The sequence below is a fragment of the Acinetobacter sp. ANC 5054 genome (genome assembly GCF_002135295.1).
GTDB lineage: Bacteria > Pseudomonadota > Gammaproteobacteria > Pseudomonadales > Moraxellaceae > Acinetobacter.
In genome coordinates this window covers 153,311-175,363 of record NZ_NEGG01000008.1, presented here as the reverse complement: position 1 = coordinate 175,363, position 22,053 = coordinate 153,311, and the positions used below count along the sequence as shown (strand labels likewise).

Here is a 22,053-nt window from a genome sequence, read left to right as displayed (position 1 = left end):
CATGACTACAGAAGCGATTATAATGTTAGTGATTTCAACTGTATTGCTTTGGGGCGGTTTAATCGTTGCCTCAATCCATTTGGCGAGACATCCTGACGAAGAAGAATAATTTTTCTGAAATATAAAAAAGGAACCGATACGGTTCCTTTTTTATGGGCAATCCAATCCATGATGGATTGGATTGCTGAATGAGATGATCGCTTATGCTGTTTTTTGAATACGGCAATAGAAGAAGCCATCACCATAACCCACTTTCGGGAACAATTGGCGACCATGAATTTGCTCAACGCCCCAATCGGCTTCAATTTTACTTTCTTTCGCATCTGGATGATTGGCAAAGAATTCGACCATTTGCTGTTCATTTTCCGCTTTAAGAATTGAGCAGGTAATGTAAAGCAGTGTGCCGCCTACTTTAAGTTGCTTCCACATATTTTCCAAAATCTGTTTTTGTAAAACTACAGTTTTGGCGATATCACCTGATTGGCGTAGCAGACGAATATCTGGATGGCGACGCATCACACCGACAGCGGTACATGGTGCATCGAGCACGATGCAGTCCGCCAATTCAGGCGCAATATAAGTCACAGCATCGGCTGTTTTGATTTCGACATGCTTACCGTCTAGGTCTAAACGATCCAAGTTTTCAATCACACGTTTTAAGCGTTTTTCGTCTTGATCGAGTGCAATAAGTTTTTGCGGTTGGAAGGTCTCTAAAATGTGTGCAGTTTTACCGCCTGGCGCTGCACAAGCATCAATTACAAACTTATCATCTAAGTTAGGCAGTAAAGTTGCGCATAGCTGTGCATGTTCATCTTGTACTGAGAAACCACCAGCTTCAAAACCCGGAAGGCTAGGAATGTGCAAGCTTTCATCCATCACAATACCGACTTCAGACCATTCGCAGCGATGTGCGTCAATGCCTTCATCTTCTAAAATGTCGAGATATTCATCACGGCTGACTTGACGAGTGTTGACACGTAAAGTCAGTGGTGCAATTTGTTTAAGCTCATAGCTCAGTTCAGCAAACTGTTCGCCCCAATCTTTTTTCAGACGTTTTGATAACCAACTTGGTAAATTCGTTGCTTGTTCGAGCACATCATAAAACTGATCTGTTTCACGTGTTGCACGGCGCAAAATGGCATTAATCAAACCACTGAGACTGCCCATACCTAATTGTTTTGCAGCTTCGACTGTTTCTGAAATTGCAGCATGCGCAGCGACACGGGTACACAAAAGTTGGTACAAACCAAGGTATAAACAGGTCTCAACCACTTGGTTATCAACAGGCTTGGACAGTAAAGGTAAAGTCAGTTGTTTTAAGGCATACCATTGACGCAAGCAACCTAAAACCAATTCATGGAATAAAGCACGGTCTTTGTCTGACACGATGTTCATCTGCTGCGCAAGCACAGATTGCAGCGATTGACCATTTTGGACAGCCAATAACGTCTTCACTACTTGAGCACGTAAATTAAGATCTCGAGTAGAGGCGTTGGGAGAATGCTTCATTATAAAATTTGTCCAATAGTCAATTTTTGGGTTTGTAAAATTTGTACAGGGTTGAGTGGTTTTGCACCGGGCCATTGTAAAGAGGTCAAAATGATGACGCTGCCATTGGCACAGGCAACATGTACACCTTTTTTATCAATTGCCAGAATTTCACCTACTTGAGCATTCGGTGCAGACTCAGTTGAAAGTTCTGAATGCCAAACACGTAAATTATTCTGTTCATCCAGTTGAATGAATGCCACTGGCCACGGATTAAATGCACGAATATTACGATCGATTTGAATTGCATCAATAGACCAATCTATTTTCGCTTCGGCTTTTGACAGTTTATGTGCATACACTGTCAATGCTTCGTCTTGTACTTCACGTTGATCTAAATAGCGTTTTAAGCTTTCTTCAGATTCAAGCACAGCCACAGTTGCTTCAGCGCCTTGTTGTGCCAGTTTATAATGCAAGCTTGCTGAGGTATCGTTCGCTTCAATTGGACAAATGGTTTTGTACATCATGTCGCCCGTATCTAAACCGGCTGCCATTTTCATAATCGTGATACCGGTTTCAGCATCGCCCGTTGCGATGGCACGTTGAATCGGTGCTGCACCACGCCAACGCGGTAACAATGAACCATGAATATTCAGGCAGCCATATTTCGGTGTATCTAAAACCACTTGCGGCAAGATTAAGCCATAGGCTGCAACGACCATGACATCGGCATTTAAAGCGGCTAATTCAGCTTGTGCTGCAAGACCTTCTTCAGTTGAAGATTTGAAATGAAGGGGTTGGTATACGGGAATATCGTGCTCCAAAGCCAATTGTTTTACGGCAGAGGCTGTGAGTTTTTGTCCACGTCCAGCTTTGCGGTCAGGTTGAGTATATACCGCAACGATTTCATGTTGAGTTTTGAGCAAGGCAGCAAGTGCTGTTGCGGCAAATTCTGGTGTACCGGCAAAGATGATTTTCAAAATGAATGAACCGAATGTGTGTTGAATATATGGATTATAGCAAAGCCAAGATAAGGTGAATATGTGTCATTTTTTATGACAAAATTAGTCACTAGCTGACACTAATTTTTAGCCTAAAATTTAAGTCTTTTAGTGGCTAAAAATGGGTCAAAAAAGCCAAAAGAATAAAGAAAAATAAGCGAAATAAAATGGTGGAAAAGTAGAATAAAATTAATAATAGAATCAATAAATTAATTATAAAAAATTCACAAAAATAAAAATATTTCACAAACATTAAATAAAATGATAAATAAGTCACAAAAAGTTGTTTACTCATGTGATTATTTAGTATTCAATTTGTGCGTATGAATTAAAAAAAATATGAGTAAAACAAATGGCGAATATCGAAATTTATCAAAAAGCGACTCAAGAAAAAATTGCTGAAATTACACTTTCAGAGATAGATCTCACTTTGCCTTCAATTGTTAAGGTTGAATTGCATCGTGAAGACATTAAAGAGTTTTTGCGAGAAGGTGATGATCTTGTTTTGATTTTGAATTCGGGTGAAAAAATAGTCATTCATGAATTCTTTGAGACTTTTGATACAGATTACCATTCAGACCTTGTTTTACTCGATGATGAGTGTGGTTTTTTATGGTTTGACTTTAGCAATGGCGTTGCTAGTTTTCAGCCAATTTCAGGCCTGGAAGTTTTAATTCCTTCGACTTCAACGCTTAGCCCGATTTTACCGTGGATCGTCGGTGGTGTTGTGGGTGGTGCAATTATTGCGGGGAGTGATGGCGGCGGTAGCTCAAACCCTCCGGCAAATAAACCGCCTGTTGCCTCTGCAGATCCGATTGTGACCAATGAAGATGTGCCTTTTAGTGGGAAGGTGACGGCACAAGATAGTAATCAAGATCCATTGACTTATAGTGTGACGACAGCGCCTGAACATGGTCTAGTCAGCATTGATCCTAAAACGGGTGAGTACACTTATACGCCTAATCCAAATGAAAATGGCACAGATAGTTTTGTGGTGACTGTCAGCGATGGAAAAGGGGGAAGTACGACGGTCACGATTCCTGTGACCATTACGCCAGTGAATGATGTACCGACAGCAACAGCTGATCCGATCATAACTCCTGAAGGTGAAGCGGTTTCAGGAAAAATTACTGCCAATGATGTGGATGGTGATCCGCTGACTTTTGCGGTGACAGAGCAGCCAAGCAAAGGTACGGTAACGATTAATCCGAATACAGGTGAATATACCTACACCCCAAATCCTTTGGTTTATGGTGAAGATAAATTTACTGTAGAAGTCGATGATGGTCATGGCGGCAAGGTTAGTGTCGAAGTTGTAGTGAACATTGTGGATGTGAATCACAATCCAGAAGCACAGACGTCAGCACTGAATACGCCTGAAGACACGCCTGTTGTAGGCAAGGTCACAGCCACAGATGTGGATGGAGATAAACTCAGCTACATCATCAGCACAGCACCGAACTCAGGTGTGGTGACGATTGATGACAGCACAGGTCAGTATACCTATACACCGAATGCCAATTACCACGGTAGTGACAGCTTTACAGTAACGGTGAGTGATGGCAAAGGTGGTACAACCACTGTGACTGTTCCAGTAACGGTCGTACCAGTGAACGATGTACCAACGGCAACCGCTGATCCAATCACCACTGCTGAAGATACTCCTGTGACTGGCAAAGTGACGGGCACGGATGTCGATGGCGATGCACTGACCTATACCGAGCAAACCCCACCGAACAAAGGTACGGTGACGCTTAATCCGAATACAGGTGAATACACCTATACTCCAAATCCAGACACCACGGGTGAAGACAAATTCACAGTTGAAGTCAGCGATGGTAAAGGCGGAACCACGACGGTTGAAGTCACGGTCAACATCACACCAGAGAATGATGTACCTGTTGCAGGCAACAGCACAGTGACAGGCGATGAAGACACTCCGATTACAGGCAAGATCACAGCAACAGATAAAGATGGAGATGCACTGACCTATACGGAACAAACCCCACCGAGCAAAGGCACGGTGACGATTGATCCAAACACGGGCGATTACACCTATACTCCAAATCCAAATGCCACAGGTGAAGATACCTTTACCGTTGAAGTGAATGATGGCAATGGCGGGACAACCACTGTTGAAGTGACGGTGAATATCACTCCAATGAACGATGCACCAACAGCAAGTTCACCTGCAATCAGCACCACAGAAGATACCCCTGTGACTGGCCAAGTCACAGGTCAGGACGTCGACGGTGACAGCCTAACCTATACCGTGACCACGCCATCCTCAAAAGGCGATATTGTCCTAGACCCTGCAACAGGTCTTTACACTTACACCCCACATCCAGATGCGACAGGCTTAGACAGTTTTGTAGTCACCGTGAGTGATGGCAAGGGTGGAACCACGACAGTCACGATTCCAGTCACGATTAGCCCTATCAATGATGCACCGATCGCAACACCAACCTCGTCAACGACCAATGAAGACCAACCGGTCAAAGGCCAAATCGTTGCGCGCGATCCCGATCAAGATTTACTGACCTATAGCATTACGACCACACCAGAACATGGAACGGTCAGCCTAGATCCGACCACAGGTGCCTATACCTATACGCCAAATGCTAACTATAACGGCAGTGATAGCTTCACTGTATTGGTGGATGATGGCAAAGGTGGAACCACAAGCATCACCGTGCCTGTAACGATTAACGCCGTTAATGATGCGCCGACTGCAACAGCCCCTGATGTTACGACACGCCAAGAAATCCCTGTAACAGGACAAGTCAAAGGTAATGACACCGAAGATGGCAGTCAGGTGAGCTACAGTGTGCCGACAGGCCCAACTGCCAATGGCGGCACAGTGAGCATAGATCCAGTGAGCGGTCAATACACATACACCGCAGGATCAACCTATAGTCCACAAGACAGCTTTACTGTCACAGTGACAGACAGTGCAGGGGCGACCACGACAGTCGACATTACCGTCACCATTTTGAAAAACAATGATCCAACGGCAGAAGACCAATTACGTAACATTGACGAAGATACGGTACTGAGTTCTAAAATTGATGCCGTAGATATTGACGGTGACCGCTTAAGTTATCAACTTGATGAACAGCCATTGAAAGGCAATGTGGTCATCAATGCACTGACTGGTGAATACAGCTATACCCCACATCCAAATACCACAGGTGAAGATGTCTTCTTTGTGACAGTGATTGATGAGTTTGGTGGCACTGCACGTGCAGAAGTGATTATTACCGTCAACCCAGTCAATGATGCTCCAACCGCAAGCACCACACCAGTCAGCACAGCAGAAGACACAGCAGTGACCGGTCAGGTCGTGGGTACAGATGTTGACAAAGATCCATTGACTTATGAGGTGATTCAACCACCGGCACATGGTCAGGTGAGCATTGATCCAAACACTGGTGCCTACACCTATACCCCAAATTCCAACTACAACGGAACAGACAGCTTTGTTGTGACGGTGAGTGATGGCAAAGGCGGTACAAGCACTGTGACAGTTCCAGTGACAGTAACCCCTGTCAATGATGCGCCAACGGCAACAACTGATCCAATCACAACCAATGAAGACACGCCTGTGACAGGCAAAGTGACGGGTATGGATGTTGATGGCGATCCACTCTCCTATACGGAACAAACGCCACCGAGCAAAGGCACGGTGACGATTGATCCAAATACTGGTGAATACACCTACACTCCAAATCCAAACAGCAATGGTGAAGACACCTTTACGGTCACCATCACTGATGGCAATGGCGGCAGCACCACTGTTGAAGTGGTTGTTAACATCACCCCAGTGAATGATGCACCGACTGGGCAAGCAACAACAGTCACTACACTAGAAGATACGGCTGTAACAGGCAAAGTGGTTGGCAACGACATCGATGGAGATGCACTCACCTATACCGAGCAAACGCCACCGAGCAAAGGCACGGTCAGCCTTGATCCAAATACAGGCAACTACATCTATACCCCAAATGCCAATACGACTGGTGAAGACACCTTTACGGTCACCATCACTGATGGCAAGGGTGGAAGCACGACGGTTGAAGTGACTGTCAACATCACTCCAGTGAACGATGCGCCAACGGCAAGCACGGATCCAATCACAACGCTTGAAGACACCCCTGTGACAGGCAAAGTGACGGGTACGGATGTCGATGGCGATCAGCTGACTTATACGGAACAAACCCCACCGAGCAAAGGTACGGTGATCATTGATCCGAACACGGGTGAATACAGCTATACGCCAAATCCAAATGCCACAGGTGAAGATACATTTACTGTTGAAGTGAGTGATGGCAATGGCGGTTCTACCACTGTAGAAATTACAGTAAATATCACCCCAGTGAATGATGCGCCAACGGCAACAACTGATCCGATCACGACTACAGAAGATACGCCTGTGACAGGCAAAGTGACGGGCACGGATGTCGATGGAGATACACTGACCTATACGGAACAAACCCCACCGAGCAAAGGCACGGTGATCATCGACCCGAATACGGGCGAGTATAGCTATACCCCGAATGCGAACAGCAATGGTCAGGACAGTTTCACGGTTGAAGTGAGTGATGGGAGAGGAGGCACAACGACAGTTGAGGTGATAGTGAATGTCACTCCTGTGAATGATGTGCCTGTTGCAGCATCACCAGCGGTGAAGACATTTGAAGACACGCCTGTTGCAGGTAAGGTTACAGCCACAGATGTGGATGGAGACAAACTGAGCTACATCATCAGCACAGCACCGAACTCAGGTGTGGTAACGATAGATGACAGCACAGGTCAGTATACCTATACACCGAATGCCAACTACCACGGTAGTGACAGCTTTACAGTAACGGTGAGTGATGGCAAAGGTGGTACAACCACTGTGACTGTTCCAGTAACGGTCGTACCAGTGAACGATGTACCAACGGCAACCGCTGATCCAATCACCACTGCTGAAGATACTCCTGTGACTGGCAAAGTGACGGGCACGGATGTCGATGGAGATACACTGACCTATACGGAACAAACCCCACCGAGCAAAGGCACGGTGATCATCGACCCGAATACGGGAGAGTATAGCTACACCCCGAATGCGAACAGCAATGGTCAGGACAGTTTCACGGTTGAAGTGAGTGATGGGAAAGGAGGCACGACAACGGTTGAAGTGACGGTGAATGTCATTCCTGTGAATGATGCTCCAACAGCAACAGTTGATCCAGTAACGACTGCTGAAGACACCCCTGTGACAGGCAAAGTGACGGGCACGGATGTGGATGGAGATACACTCACCTATACGGAGCAAACGCCACCGAGCAAAGGCACGGTGAGTATTGATCCAAATACAGGAGAGTACACCTATACGCCAAACCCAAATGTCACTGGCGAGGACAAATTTACCGTTGAAGTCAGTGATGGTAATGGTGGCTCTACAACTGTAGAAATTACAGTGAATATTACCCCTGTGAATGATGCACCAACGGCAACCGCTAATCCAATCACCACCATAGAAGATACTCCTGTGACTGGCAAAGTGACGGGCACGGATGTCGATGGAGATGCATTGACTTATACGGAACAAACCCCACCGAACAAAGGCACGGTGACGATTAATCCAAATACTGGCGAATATATCTATACGCCAAATCCAGACATCACGGGTGAAGACAAGTTCACTGTTGAAGTCAGTGATGGCAAGGGCGGAACCACGACGGTTGAAGTCACGGTCAACATCACACCAGAGAATGATGCACCAAACGTTCCAAATTATAATTTTACAATCGATGAAGATCAGAGCCTGACAGGTACAGTCGTAGGTTCAGATGCAGATAATGATGTTTTAAGCTATCGCTTATCTTCCAATACAGTTGATGCGCCAAGCAAAGGTACGGTGGTCGTGTATCCTGATGGTAGCTATGTCTATACCGCAAATCCAAATGCCAATGGTGTCGATCAATTTAAGATCGTGGTTGATGATGGCCATGGTGGAACGGTAGTATCTACGATTGTCGTCAATATCACGCCTGTAAATGATGCGCCAAGTGTGAGCCGTACACCTGAGACATTAATCACACCAGAAGATAAGTCGGTGTCAGGGCAAATTAATGCACAAGATGTCGATGGTGATGTTCTGACTTATGGTATTGATGCTGCACCAAGCCATGGCACGGTGACGATCAATAGTTCAGGTCAGTATGTATATACACCAAATGCGAACTACTTTGGTTCAGATAACTTTACTGTAGTGGTCAGTGATGGCAAAGGTGGAAATGTCAGTCTTGTTGTTCCTGTCGAAGTTACACCGGTAAATGACCTACCAACAACTTCAAATCAAAGCTTGAATACCACTGAAGATGTTGCGATTAATGGGACGGTCATTGCTGCGGATATCGATAATGACACCTTAAGTTATAGTGTCAGCACACAGCCATCAAAAGGCACAGTTTCAATTGATCCTGCAACAGGTCAATTTGTCTATACACCAGCAATGGATGCAAATGGTACAGACAGTTTTAAAGTCACGATTGATGATGGCCAAGGGGGTCAGACAGTTTCGACAATTAGCGTCAACATTAGCGCAGTGAATGATGCACCTGTCGCCCACACTTCTCCTGAAGCTTTAACTACACCAGAAGAACAAAAAGTCTTTGGTCAGGTAAATGCGACAGATGCCGATGGCGATCAATTAACTTATGTGGTCAGTGAAAATCCTGCGCATGGTACGGTAGAGCTTCAGCCAGATGGTAGTTATGCCTATACGCCTGAACTGAATTTCAACGGATCAGATAGCTTTAAAATCACGGTGAGTGATGGCAACGGTGGAACTGTGACGGTTACAGTTCCGGTCACCGTGACCCCTGTGAATGATGCACCAATCACATCCAATCAAACGTTGACGACAGCGGAAGATACTGCAATCACTGACAAAGTTGTAGCGACAGATGTAGATGGTGACAGCCTGAGCTATACCCTCGTTGGACAGCCAAGTAAGGGTAGTGTGATATTACAGTCAGATGGTAGTTATAGCTATACGCCACATCAGGATGAAAATGGCACAGATACATTCCGTGTTGAAGTCAGTGATGGTAAAGGTGGCGTGGCAATTTCGGTCATTACAGTCAATATTAGCCCCGTAAATGATCTACCTACAGGTTATGCACCGGCAATCACAACGCCTGAAGATCAACAAATTGATGGTCAGATCATTGCCAATGATCGAGATGGCGATACAGTGATTTATAATTTGGTGACTGATGCTGCACATGGAACAGTCACTCTACGTCCAGATGGTAGTTATACTTATACGCCTACCGCTGATTACAATGGTTCAGATAGCTTTGTTGTGGGGATTACAGACCAATCTGGGACTGTTACTCCAATTACCGTAAATGTCGTTGTTACTCCAGAAAATGACAATCCTCTCGGCTACGCAGAACCGATCATTACCTCTGAAGATATGCCAAAACAGGGTCAAATCAATGGCTCGGATGTTGATGGCGATAGCTTAACGTATACGATGATTGAAAATGGTAAACCAAGTAAAGGTACAGTGACCCTCGATGAAAATAGCGGTACTTATACTTACACACCATTGAATAATCAAACAGGAAGTGACAGCTTTGATGTGATTGTCAGTGATGGTCAAGGTGGTCAAACGACGGTCACAGTTCAAGTTGAAATCACGCCAGTCAATGATGCACCTACTGTGCCTGACTATAGCTTAACAACATCAGAAGATATGCTCGTTTCAGGAGCTGTGACGGGTAGTGATGTTGACGGTGATAGCTTGACTTATCGTTTGTCAAATAGCGATAAACCTGCAAATGGTTCGGTCGTCGTAAACAGCGATGGCACATTTAGTTACACGCCGAAAGCTAATTTCTTTGGTCAAGATAGCTTTAAAGTGATTGTTGATGATGGTCACGGCGGAACAACGCTTTCAACCGTGAATATTGTGGTTACTGAAGTAAATGATGTGCCTGTGGTGACGATCACACCAGATACCTTAACAACGCCAGAAGACACCAGTGTTTCAGGCCGTGTAACGGGAAGTGATGTAGATGGAGATACATTAACTTATAGTATTGGAAGCACTGTAACTCACGGTACGGTCACCATTGATGCCAATACTGGGGTTTATCAATATCAACCAAATGATAATTACTTCGGTCCAGATAGCTTTACAGTCATTGTGTCCGATGGCCGCGGCGGAATTACAACCGTTACCGTTCCAGTAGTTGTGACGCCAGTGAATGATCTGCCAACCGCAACAGCCGATCCAATCGTGACGCTCGAAGATACACCTCAGTCCGGTAAAGTGGTTGCTAATGATATTGATGGAGACAGCCTGAGCTATAGCGTTTCGACTGGAGCAACGAAAGGGAGCGTAAGTATTGATGCTGCTACAGGTAGCTATATCTATACCCCTGATGCAAATGCAAACGGTGCAGACGAATTTATAGTGACCATCAATGATGGTCATGGTGGCACAACGCAAGTCAAAGTGCCGGTCACCATTACACCAGTCAATGATGCTCCGACGATTCAATCTATTCCTCAACGTTTAACAATACCTGAAGATCAAGCCATTTCAGGCAAAGTAGTAGCGAATGATGTTGATGGAGACACTTTAACCTACAGCGTGACTTCAAATGCACTACATGGTGTGGTGACGATTTCCGCAGATGGTAGTTATATCTACACCCCAGCTAATAATTATTATGGCAATGACCAATTTACTGTGACTGTAAATGATGGTTCAACTACGACGAGTATTGTGATTCCAATCATCGTCACACCAGTCAATGATGTACCGACTACACAGGATTACAGCTTCGATATTGATGAAAATGCCGTAATTTCTGGCAATGTCGCGGCGAGTGATGTGGATACAACAGATGTACTCAGTTATAGCATTGTGAAGCAACCTACTTTAGGAAAAGTGACACTTGATCCTGCAACTGGAAATTATACCTATACCCCAAATGCCAATATTTCTGGGACTGACACATTTGAAGTGGAAGTCAATGATGGTAACGGTGGTCATGTTATTTCAACAGTTACAGTAAATATCAATCCAGTGGATGATCTATTTGTAGATGGAGATGAAAATCCAACCACGCTTGAGGACACGGTATTAACTGGGAATGTTATTGATAGTGGCCTGACAAGTGGTGATGGTCCAATTTTTGTACAAAGCTATCAAGTAGCGGGTACAACTTATACTGCTGGTCAGACAGCTATCATTAGTGATGTGGGGAGCATCATTATCGCTGCAAATGGTGTGTACACCTTTACTCCTGCGGCGAACTACCACGGTACCGTGCCAAGTATTAGCTATACCTTGTCAGATGGATATGGTGCAGTTGAAACATCTAATTTAAGTATTACAGTTACGCCAGTTGATGATTTATTTAATGATGGCAATGAAACGATCACATTAAATGAAGATGTCATTGCAACGGGCAACGTGATTGATTCAGGTTTAACCAGCGGTGATGGTCCAATTACGCTTCAAAGCTTCCAGGTGAGTGGATCTACACAGGTCTATAGTGCAGGTTCGATTGCAACGATTAATAATGTTGGAACAATCACAATCAGTGCTTCTGGAGCCTACATATTTACACCTGTACCGAATTATAGCGGGACAGTACCTGTAATCACTTATACGCTTACAGATGGTTTTGGCGCGCTAGAAAATTCTAATTTATCGTTAACTTATAATGCAGTAAACGACGGAGTAACGACTATTGTCAGTGGCAATAGCGGGGCTGGCAATGAAGATACTGTGATCAGTAACACCTTAGTGATTGCCGATCCAGATGGCATTACAAATGCGAAATTTGAAGTACAAACCAATGCAAGCAACGGTACCGCAAGTATCGACGCGACAGGTAAATGGAGCTACACACCAAAAGCAGATTGGAATGGTACAGACAGCTTCACCGTGTTGATCACGGATGATCAAGGCTTTACCACGCTTCAAACCATTAATGTAACCGTCAATGCCGTGGCCGATGCAACGGCAGATACAGCCATTGTGAACGAAGATAGCTCGATTCCGATTGATGTATTAAGCAATGATAGCTATGAAGGTGAAGGTAAAGTTGTTACGCATATTAATGGTACAGCGATTGCAGTAGGTGGCACGATTGCAGTCACCAATGGCACAGTCACTTTAACTACAGATGGTAAATTGAACTTCACCCCAGCAGCCAATTACAGCGGTGTTGTGAGCTTCGATTACACCTCTAAGTCGTCGACAGGTGTTGCTGAAACAACGACAGTGACTGTGAATGTCACTGCGGTAAATGATGCAAACACCACGGTGAGCAGTGGTGCAACAGGTACAGGCAATGAAGATACTGTGATCAGCAACACCTTAGTGATTGCCGACCCAGATGGCATTACAAATGCGAAATTTGAAGTACAAACTAATGCAAGCAACGGTACCGCAAGTATTGATGCGACAGGTAAATGGAGCTACACACCAAAAGCAGATTGGAATGGTACAGACAGCTTCACCGTGTTGATCACGGATGATCAAGGCTTTACCACGCTTCAAACCATTAATGTAACCGTCAATGCCGTTGCTGATGCAACGGCAGATACAGCCATTGTGAACGAAGATAGCTCGATTCCGATTGATGTATTAAGCAATGATAGCTATGAAGGTGAAGGTAAAGTTGTTACGCATATTAATGGTACAGCGATTGCAGTAGGTGGCACGGTTGCAGTGACCAATGGCACAGTCACTTTAACTACAGATGGTAAATTGAACTTCACCCCAGCGCCAAACTATTTTGGAACGGTGAATTTTAGCTATACCTCTAAGACTCCAACAGGTGTTGCTGAAACAACAACAGTCACAGTCAATGTGGTCGCTCAGAATGACAGTTTCACGGATGCCCCTGAAACAGTATCCATCAATGAAGATACTCCTATTAATGGCAATGTGTTGGAAGGAACATCAAGTGTTGATGGCCCTGTATCGGTAGTTAGTTTCATGGTCGGTGGAACAACTTATACGGCAGGACAGTCAGCGACGATTACAGGTGTTGGTACGCTTCTTATTAATGCGAGCGGCAGCTATAGTTTTACGCCAGTAGCAAACTGGAGCGGCAGTGTACCAACCGTAAGTTATAACGTGAGCGATACGCTTGGGCCTCAAGTCACTTCAACATTGAATATCTCTGTTGTTCCTGTGGCTGATGCGCCAACCATTAGTTTTGCAACGCAATCTAGTAGCATGACGAATATGGGTCTAACAGTGACTACTTGGACCAATGTTAATCTCGGGAATAGTAATGGTTTCGGTGTTGCAGGTGATATTTTAGAATCTGCGATCGAAGGTTTGGTTAACGCGGGAACTGTGCCATCTTCAACCATTGCAAGCACCACGAATTTAGCAAGTACAAGCGTAGCAGCGGGGAATGCAATTGATGCGACGGGTTATGTATATCTGGAAAAAGGTAAAACCTATACCATCAGTATGAATGGTGATGACACCGTACGATTAGTATTTGCTAACCCAGCAGATGGTGGAACGGTCATTGATACACGATGGGGCACAGAAGCAGGCAAAACTAAAACTGTACAATTTAGTCCAACAGAATCAGGCTTATTTAGTTTAGAGCTTTATATGCATAACCAAGCAGGTCCAGGTTCTTATAGTGTTTCAGTTGTTGAATCAGGAACCAGCACGACTGCGAAAATGTTCCCTACATTGACTGCGGCCTCAACGGAATTAGCTAAAGAAAATCTACACCTTGGGTCATTGGTAGGTACGTCAAATACACGTGGTTACTACAAAGTGTATGGTGTTAACCAAGGTGAGCAAAATACTGAAATTCAATTAAGTGATGTGACTGTCGGTTTGGTGGATAAAGATGGTTCAGAGACCATTTCAAATATCAGTATTAAACAGATTCCAGTCGGTGCAACGCTTTCAGATGGAGTAAATACATTTACTGCTACAGCTGGTAATACGACTGCTAATATAAGTAATTGGAATTTGAAAGAGTTAACGATCAAATCACCAACAGTTTATACGATTAATATGACCATTGAGGCGACGTCTAAAGAAGCTGCAAATGGCGCTACAGCCACAACAATACTACCATTAACAATTAATGTTTATGCAGCGTCTTCAGTACTAACAGGGCCGGAAATGTTGCCTCAAAACCATAACCAAAATAATGTGTTAGATGGTGGTGCGGGGAGTGATATTTTACTAGGTGATACTGGCGGAACAGAGACGGTTATTGAACCAGGTCATAACTATAACGTAGCTTTCTTGGTAGATACCTCAGGCAGTATGGCTTATGGCTTAGATGGCTCACCAGCTCCAGCTGCAGGCCAATCTCGTATGGATTTATTAAAAGAAGGGCTGAAGTACTTTGCAACAGTATTGGCCGAGCATGATAGTACGATTAATGTGACCTTAATTGGCTTCTCAGCGGATAGCTTAACGACAAATAAAATTTCGATTAAGGACTTTGATCCGACGGATTTAACAGCTTTCAATGCAGCTGTTGATGCTTTGGTGGCAAATGGCGGTACCAACTATGAAGCTGGTTTTGAGGAAACCACCCATTGGTTTAATACTTCAGCAGATGTGGTCGGTTCTTATGAAAATGTTACTTATTTCCTGACCGATGGTAACCCAACATACTATATGAATGGCACAACCGAAGCAGGTGATGGTGCGACGACAACTGCAACGAACCTTCAAGAGTCTATAAAGGGTTTTGTGGCTTTAGCTGCGAAGTCTGAAGTACATGCGATTGGACTTGGCAATGGTGTTACTAAGGACTATCTAAACTTCTTTGATAATACGAGTCAATTGAGTACAACAGGTTCTGTCCAATTCCCACTAACATACACTAAAACAATTATTGCTGATTTCCCAACAACATTTGGTGGAGCGCCGAATGGAACTGCAGATAATAATAAGCCTACTGATTGGAGTAGTAATGGCAATGGCACAGTGAGCTTTGTTTACAATGATTATCTATCTAATAGTGGCTACATTAATCTGAATGATTCTACCAATGCTCCGAATAGTTCATCTTTAGTGGTGACTAGTAAAGAGTTTAATGTTAGCCGTGCCAATAGCTATATCACTCTAGACTTGTTATTAAATAATGCTTACACAGGTGATGTAACTACAGTTGAATTAGAGCAAAAAGTCAATGGGCTGTGGATTTCTACTAATTATAAGGATGGCTATAGTGCGACTAGCGCAATATCTGGAACTTACGCAGCCAGTTTACAAAATATTGCTGCTGGTACATATAGATTAAAAGTTACAGCCGCAGATAACTCTTCTTACACTACAAGTCTCAATAATTATGATTTTACAGTCGGTATTGATAATATAGTTCTAAATACTCCTGCAACATATACGAACGTAACGGGTGCAACAGGCGAACCTGTAGTCGTAAGTACGAAGACCGAGTTCTATACAGCATTGTTTGGTGGTAAATCTGCATTTGTATTAATGGGTGTAGGTAACGATACGATTGATGGCTTGCAAGGCAATGATGTTCTATTCGGTGATGTGATTAATACTGATAATTTGAATTGGACAAGTCTGGGTAAAACAAAACCATTACATTTACCAAATGGTTCTGGGTTATTGGCACTCGAAGAATATCTCACAATATCTCTTGGTCATAAGCCAACGGAATCGGATCTGTACACCTTTATTCAAAACAACCATGCCAGTTTAAATGTTGCTGGAGATACTCGTGGTGGTAATGACACCATCCGCGGTGGAGAAGGTAACGACATCATATATGGTCAAGGTGGAAATGACACGATTTATGGCGGTCAGGGCAATGATATCATCAATGGCGGAACGGGTATTGATACTGTTGTTTATAATGCCTTGCTTAATTCTGACAGTGGTGCAGGTCATGATATAGACCGCTGGACCGACTTTAATCGCGCCGAAGATGTACTCAAATTTGATGCTGGATTCTTCTTGAGCACGGTAACTGCTTCGAATGCCTCTAATTTTATTAAGTTAAACTATGATGCGGCAGCGAAAACCGTGACAGTTTCGGTAGATCGTGATGGAACAAGTGGCGCTTTTGGCGATAAGCAACTTGTTGTATTGGAAAACCAATCTTCAGCATTAACCATTGCTGATCTGTTAAATGGTAACCATATCGTGTTCTAAAAAAGAATGACCACAAATAAAAAGCCGGTTTTCGAACCGGCTTTTTATTTGTGCTGCTTTAGTGAATCGATTGCAACACTATCTTATTGCTTAGCGCGGTGTTTTTTGAATAATTAAAGGTTTATCGTTGTCGTCTAAGGTTAAAATAAATCGCTTATCTAACATATCCTCAGCCACTTTGACCTGAATTTCGCTGGTTGTGCATTTGTTCTTACAGTTTTTGACCGTCAATTTATATTCATTTGGTTTTAAATAATATTTGGCTTCATTTTGAATATAAAAATCGCCCGATTTAAAATCATTGATATAAAAATGAATAGGGCAGTTTTGCTGTTTCTCCTGCTCATCCTGACAGAGCTTTTCATCTCGCTGTACCAAGATTTGAACAGCATCTTCAACATTTTTCTGGAACAATAAATTCGAAGGTTTGGAATAATTGGAGAACGTTGTACATGCTGTAAGAGCAGAAAATGCAAGGCAAGTCAGCAGTGTTTTTTTAATCATTGTCATTAAGCCTAAGATCATAAAATTTAGTTCATCATTATATCGTTATCTATTTCAAAACGCTTAAAATATCACCATTAATTTAAACGAATAATTCAGTGCATGATGATTTATTTTAGATTTTATTTTTGAGCAGACTTTTTATAACTCAAAAGAGTAATTTTATATTTTTTAAATAAATTATATTTATATAAAATTTAAAAATTATTCATGAAAGTTTTGTATTGTGCAGGCTTTGATGGCGTTATAGTAGTTTCAGTTAAAAGATTCATGTCATCAAATCACCGAATTTAATCTATCGCCCGATCTCACATTTGCAAAAGCCAAAAAGCCATCTTGAAAAACAGGGGCTTGGTGTATGATACGGGTGAAATTCGACTGATTTCACTGACACGGTCAGTATGATTTAGCCAGAATGAGTCATCATGATTCATTCCAAGCTCACACTTTGTTGGAAATAAAAAATGCCTGACTATCGTTCAAAAACATCGACACACGGAAGAAACATGGCGGGTGCGCGTGGCTTATGGCGCGCAACTGGTATGAAAGATGAAGACTTCGGTAAACCGATTATTGCGGTTGTGAACTCATTCACCCAATTTGTACCAGGTCACGTGCATTTAAAAGACCTCGGTCAACTCGTGGCACGTCAAATTGAACAAGCAGGCGGTGTAGCCAAAGAATTTAATACCATTGCAGTCGATGACGGTATTGCCATGGGTCATGACGGCATGCTGTATTCATTGCCTTCACGTGACTTGATTGCCGACTCAGTTGAATACATGGTGAGCGCGCACTGTGCTGATGCCATGGTGTGTATCTCAAACTGCGACAAAATCACCCCGGGCATGTTAATGGCCGCGATGCGTCTGAACATTCCAGTGGTATTTGTTTCTGGCGGTCCAATGGAAGCGGGTAAAGTCAAAATCCGCGGCAATGAACACGCGATTGACCTTGTCGATGCCATGATTGTTGCAGCCGATGACAGCTTCACCGATGAAGAAGTGGCGGAATACGAACGTTCAGCATGTCCAACCTGCGGTTCATGTTCAGGCATGTTTACTGCAAACTCAATGAACTGCTTAACCGAAGCTTTGGGTCTATCCCTTCCAGGCAATGGTTCAACCTTAGCGACACACGCCAACCGTCAAAAACTATTCGAGCGTGCGGGTCAGTTGATTGTTGAAATTACCAAACGTCATTATGAAGAAAACGATTACAGCTTATTGCCGCGTTCAATTGCCACTAAAGCCGCCTTTGAAAATGCAATGACGCTTGATGTTTCAATGGGCGGTTCAACCAATACAGTGCTTCATTTATTGGCGGCAGCGCACGAAGCTGAAGTTGATTTCACCATGGCCGACATTGACCGTTTGTCACGTAAAGTGCCGGTATTGTGTAAAGTTGCACCGGCAAAACAAGACGTGCATATGGAAGATGTGCACCGTGCCGGCGGCATCATGTCCATTTTGGGCGAACTGGACCGTGCCGGTTTATTGGATACTTCCGTACCGACCGTGCATGAAAAAACCTTGAAAGATGCTTTGGACAAATGGGACATCATCCGCACAGAAGATGAAGATGTATACAACTTCTTTAAATCGGCGCCGGGCGGCGTGCCAACGCAGACAGCATTCTCACAAAACCGCTACTATTCGCGTTTAGATGGTGACCGTGAAAATGGCGTGATCCGTAACGCTGCCAATGCTTTCTCACAAGACGGCGGTTTAGCAGTGCTTTACGGCAACATTGCCTTAGACGGCTGTATCGTGAAAACGGCAGGTGTGGATGATTCCATCCTGAAATTTAACGGTACTGCACGCGTATTTGAAAGCCAAGATGCTGCGGTTGAATCGATTTTGGGCAACGAAATCAAAGCAGGTGATGTCGTTGTGATTCGTTATGAAGGTCCACGCGGCGGTCCGGGTATGCAAGAAATGTTGTACCCAACCAGCTACCTAAAATCGAAAGGTTTAGGTAAGGAATGTGCACTATTAACTGACGGTCGTTTCTCTGGCGGTTCATCAGGTCTTTCAATTGGTCACGTGTCTCCAGAAGCAGCAGAAGGCGGTGCGATTGGTTTGGTGGAAGATGGCGATTTAATCGAAATCGATATTCCAAACCGTACCATCAACTTGGCTGTTGATGAAGCTACCATGGCAGCACGTCGTGTGGCACAAGAAGCGAAAGGCTGGCATCCAGTTGAAGAACGTCCACGTAAAATTTCTAAAGCATTGAAGGCGTATGCGATGCATACGACCAGTGCAGCGAAAGGCGCAGTACGTGAAATCTAAGCTATAGATTTCTAAATAAAAAAGCACTCCAAATGGGGTGCTTTTTTATGCAAGTAATATTCTGAACTCCCTAACTTTTGCTAGGGAGGGGGCGACAGGAAGTCGCACGTTTGCCCGTATAGCAGGGATGCTATATCGGGAAAATAAAGGCTTTTGTTTACTTTTGGCCTGTCAAAAGTAAAGAGTGCCTACGAGCTAACTTTAGAATTTTATTGTTCAATATGAGGCTGTATGAGGGAGCTTAGAACCTAGATTCAGAATTTTTGTGATGATATTTTTATATTGATTTTCACTAAATTGAATATTGTGGAAGTTGGTTTTTATAGTCTCTAAATTTAAAAGAATGACACGACGGAGTCTTATCATTATTAAGTAAATGCTCGGAGCTCGGATGTTACTTTTGTTTCGGCAAAAGTAACCAAAACCATTTCCATCTGCAAAACTCGTCAGATATCAACATTTTTCACATTCATCACAGAAACATTAAATATTAATTTTAGTCCTGCCTCGAACAGTTGCAGATGGTCTTGTCGCGTATCAAATATCGTAAATGGTTTGCTTCAGCTAGCTTACGTGCTTCATGGATTAATAATGGATGTTCCCTCTCCTTTTAAAGGAGAGGGTTAGGGTTAGGAAGAGGATTTATATGAAAAATCCCCCCATTATTCAAACCTTCTCATCCACTTTATATGGCTTTGTCATGTGATTGAAAAGTCTTGAATACACTAAAATCTCATTTGTTGGGATGTAATTTCTTTTACATACCGAGCACTTTCTATACAATCAAATGAAAAGAATCCGCCAAAAGCTGAAGCTCAAATCAGCCATCGCCAAGGAAGAACAATGAGTCAAGATAATTTAAGAGAACATTCCGCTCCCGTTTACGAAGGCATTGAAAATGCCCCTGCACGTTCCATGATGCGTGCAACGGGTTTTCAAGATGAAGACTTTACCCGTCCATTTATTGGTATTGCCTCGACTTGGGCCAATGTCACACCGTGCAATATGCATATCGATGGCTTAGCACGTGAGGCCGAAGCTGGCGTCAATGCAGCAGGTGGTAAAGGCATTATTTTCAATACCATTACTATTTCTGACGGTATTTCCAACGGTACCGAAGGCATGAAATATTCGCTACTTTCGCGTGAAGTGATTGCCGACTCAATTGAAACCGTCGTGGGCTGTCAGGCCTATGATGGTGTGATTGCGATTGGCGGTTGTGATAAAAACATGCCGGGCTGCATTATGGGCTTGGCACGCCTGAACCGCCCGGGGCTGTTTATTTATGGCGGTACCATCAAGCCGGGTGCAGGGCATACCGACATGATTTCTGTGTTCGAAGCCGTGGGCCAATATGCCAAAGGCGAAATTAACGAAATTCAGGTCAAGCAGATTGAAGAAGTGTCCTTACCGGGCCCGGGCTCATGTGGCGGTATGTACACAGCCAACTCGATGGCTTCAGCGATTGAAGCACTGGGCATGAGTCTGCCGGGTTCGTCTGCGCAGGAAGCAGTATCTGAGGATAAGATTGCCGATTGCCAACGCGCTGGTGAAGCCGTCATGAACTTGCTGCGTTTGGACATTAAGCCACGCGACATCATGACCAAAGCCGCTTTTGAAAACTCAATTAAAGTATTGATTGCTTTAGGTGGTTCAACCAATGGCGTGCTGCACTTGATTGCAATGGCACATACCGCAAGTGTAGAACTGTCTTTGGATGATTTTGTGCGTATTGGTAAAGACATTCCAGTGGTGGCCGATGTACGTCCATCAGGTAAATATTTGATGTCTGAACTGATTGCGATTGGTGGTATTCAACCGTTGATGAAGCGCATGTTGAATGCAGGGATGTTGGATGGTTCTTGCTTGACGGTCACGGGCAAAACTTTGGCGGAAAACTTGGCGGATGTCGAAGATTATCCAGAAGGTCAGCAGATTATTCTGCCATTTGATGCGCCGATCAAAAAAGATTCACACTTAGTGGTACTCAAAGGTAATCTGTCACCAACAGGTGCAGTTGCGAAAATTACTGGCAAAGAAGGGCTGTATTTTGAAGGCCCTGCGCGAGTATTTGAAGGTGAGCAAGGCGCAATGCGCGGTATTTTAGACGGCGAAGTGCAAGAAGGCGAAGTGGTGGTGATTCGTGGTGTAGGGCCAAAAGGTGGACCGGGCATGCCAGAAATGCTGAAACCGACTTCTGCAATCATTGGTAAAGGCCTAGGTCAGTCAGTTGCACTGTTGACAGATGGACGTTTCTCAGGTGGTAGCCACGGTTTCGTGATTGGTCATGTAACACCAGAAGCCTATGAGGGCGGCCCGATTGGCTTGGTGAAAAATGGCGATAAAATTTCCATCAATGCTGAAACACGAGAAATGACCTGGCATGTATCGGAAGAAGAAATTGCTACACGTAAAGCCGCTTGGGTGAAACCAAAACCGAACTATACCCATGGTGCTTTGGCGAAATTTGCCAAGTTAACCTCAGGAGCAGAAAAAGGTGCGGTCACTGACCTTAATCTTGAACTCTAATCCCTTGTAAAACATTGAACATTTAGCCCTGACTTGA

The 22,053-nt window shown here is 43.9% G+C and carries 7 protein-coding genes; 4 read left to right on the top strand and 3 right to left on the bottom strand.

The genetic code is table 11. The features are described from left to right. Position 1: 1 nt before the first annotated feature. Positions 2–109: a methionine/alanine import family NSS transporter small subunit gene (locus B9T33_RS10140; RefSeq protein ID WP_086178776.1), complete on the top strand. Its 108-nt coding sequence runs from the start codon at positions 2–4 to the stop codon at positions 107–109. Between the two features lie 92 nt (positions 110–201). Here B9T33_RS10140 and rsmB read toward each other — a convergent pair whose 3' ends face one another. Beyond that, entirely contained in the window at positions 202–1,509 is a 1,308-nt protein-coding gene (gene rsmB, locus B9T33_RS10135) for a 16S rRNA (cytosine(967)-C(5))-methyltransferase RsmB (RefSeq protein WP_086178775.1), read from the bottom strand. Further along, entirely contained in the window at positions 1,509–2,468 is a 960-nt protein-coding gene (gene fmt / locus B9T33_RS10130; protein ID WP_086178774.1) for a methionyl-tRNA formyltransferase, read from the bottom strand. The genes rsmB and fmt overlap by 1 nt, the downstream gene beginning before the upstream one ends. A gap of 373 nt (positions 2,469–2,841) precedes the next feature. On the opposite strand from fmt, the gene B9T33_RS16355 reads away from it, so the two are divergent. After that, positions 2,842–16,689 (top strand): tandem-95 repeat protein, encoded by a 13,848-nt coding sequence (locus B9T33_RS16355; RefSeq protein WP_143224008.1) that lies wholly within the window; start codon positions 2,842–2,844, stop codon positions 16,687–16,689. 90 nt (positions 16,690–16,779) lie between these two features. Here B9T33_RS16355 and B9T33_RS10035 read toward each other — a convergent pair whose 3' ends face one another. Then, positions 16,780–17,193, bottom strand: coding sequence for a hypothetical protein (locus B9T33_RS10035; RefSeq protein ID WP_143224007.1), 414 nt, complete (start codon positions 17,191–17,193; stop codon positions 16,780–16,782). A gap of 464 nt (positions 17,194–17,657) precedes the next feature. On the opposite strand from B9T33_RS10035, the gene ilvD (B9T33_RS10030) reads away from it, so the two are divergent. Next, positions 17,658–19,487, top strand: a complete 1,830-nt coding sequence (ilvD, locus tag B9T33_RS10030) for a dihydroxy-acid dehydratase (protein WP_086178772.1) — start codon at positions 17,658–17,660, stop codon at positions 19,485–19,487. Positions 19,488–20,330: 843 nt separating this feature from the next. Then, complete coding sequence (gene ilvD, locus B9T33_RS10025) at positions 20,331–22,016, top strand: dihydroxy-acid dehydratase (protein WP_086178771.1); 1,686 nt, start codon at positions 20,331–20,333, stop codon at positions 22,014–22,016. The last annotated feature ends 37 nt before the right edge of the window (positions 22,017–22,053 follow it).

Bases quoted from the DNA above. Each gene is read 5' to 3' on its own strand.
- B9T33_RS10140 (WP_086178776.1), top strand. From the start codon at position 2: ATGACTACAGAAGCGATTATAATGTTAGTGATTTCAACTGTATTGCTT.
- B9T33_RS16355 (WP_143224008.1), top strand. From the start codon at position 2,842: ATGGCGAATATCGAAATTTATCAAAAAGCGACTCAAGAAAAAATTGCT.
- rsmB (WP_086178775.1), bottom strand. From the start codon at position 1,509: ATGAAGCATTCTCCCAACGCCTCTACTCGAGATCTTAATTTACGTGCT.
- ilvD (WP_086178771.1), top strand. From the start codon at position 20,331: ATGAGTCAAGATAATTTAAGAGAACATTCCGCTCCCGTTTACGAAGGC.
- B9T33_RS10035 (WP_143224007.1), bottom strand. From the start codon at position 17,193: ATGATTAAAAAAACACTGCTGACTTGCCTTGCATTTTCTGCTCTTACA.
- ilvD (WP_086178772.1), top strand. From the start codon at position 17,658: ATGCCTGACTATCGTTCAAAAACATCGACACACGGAAGAAACATGGCG.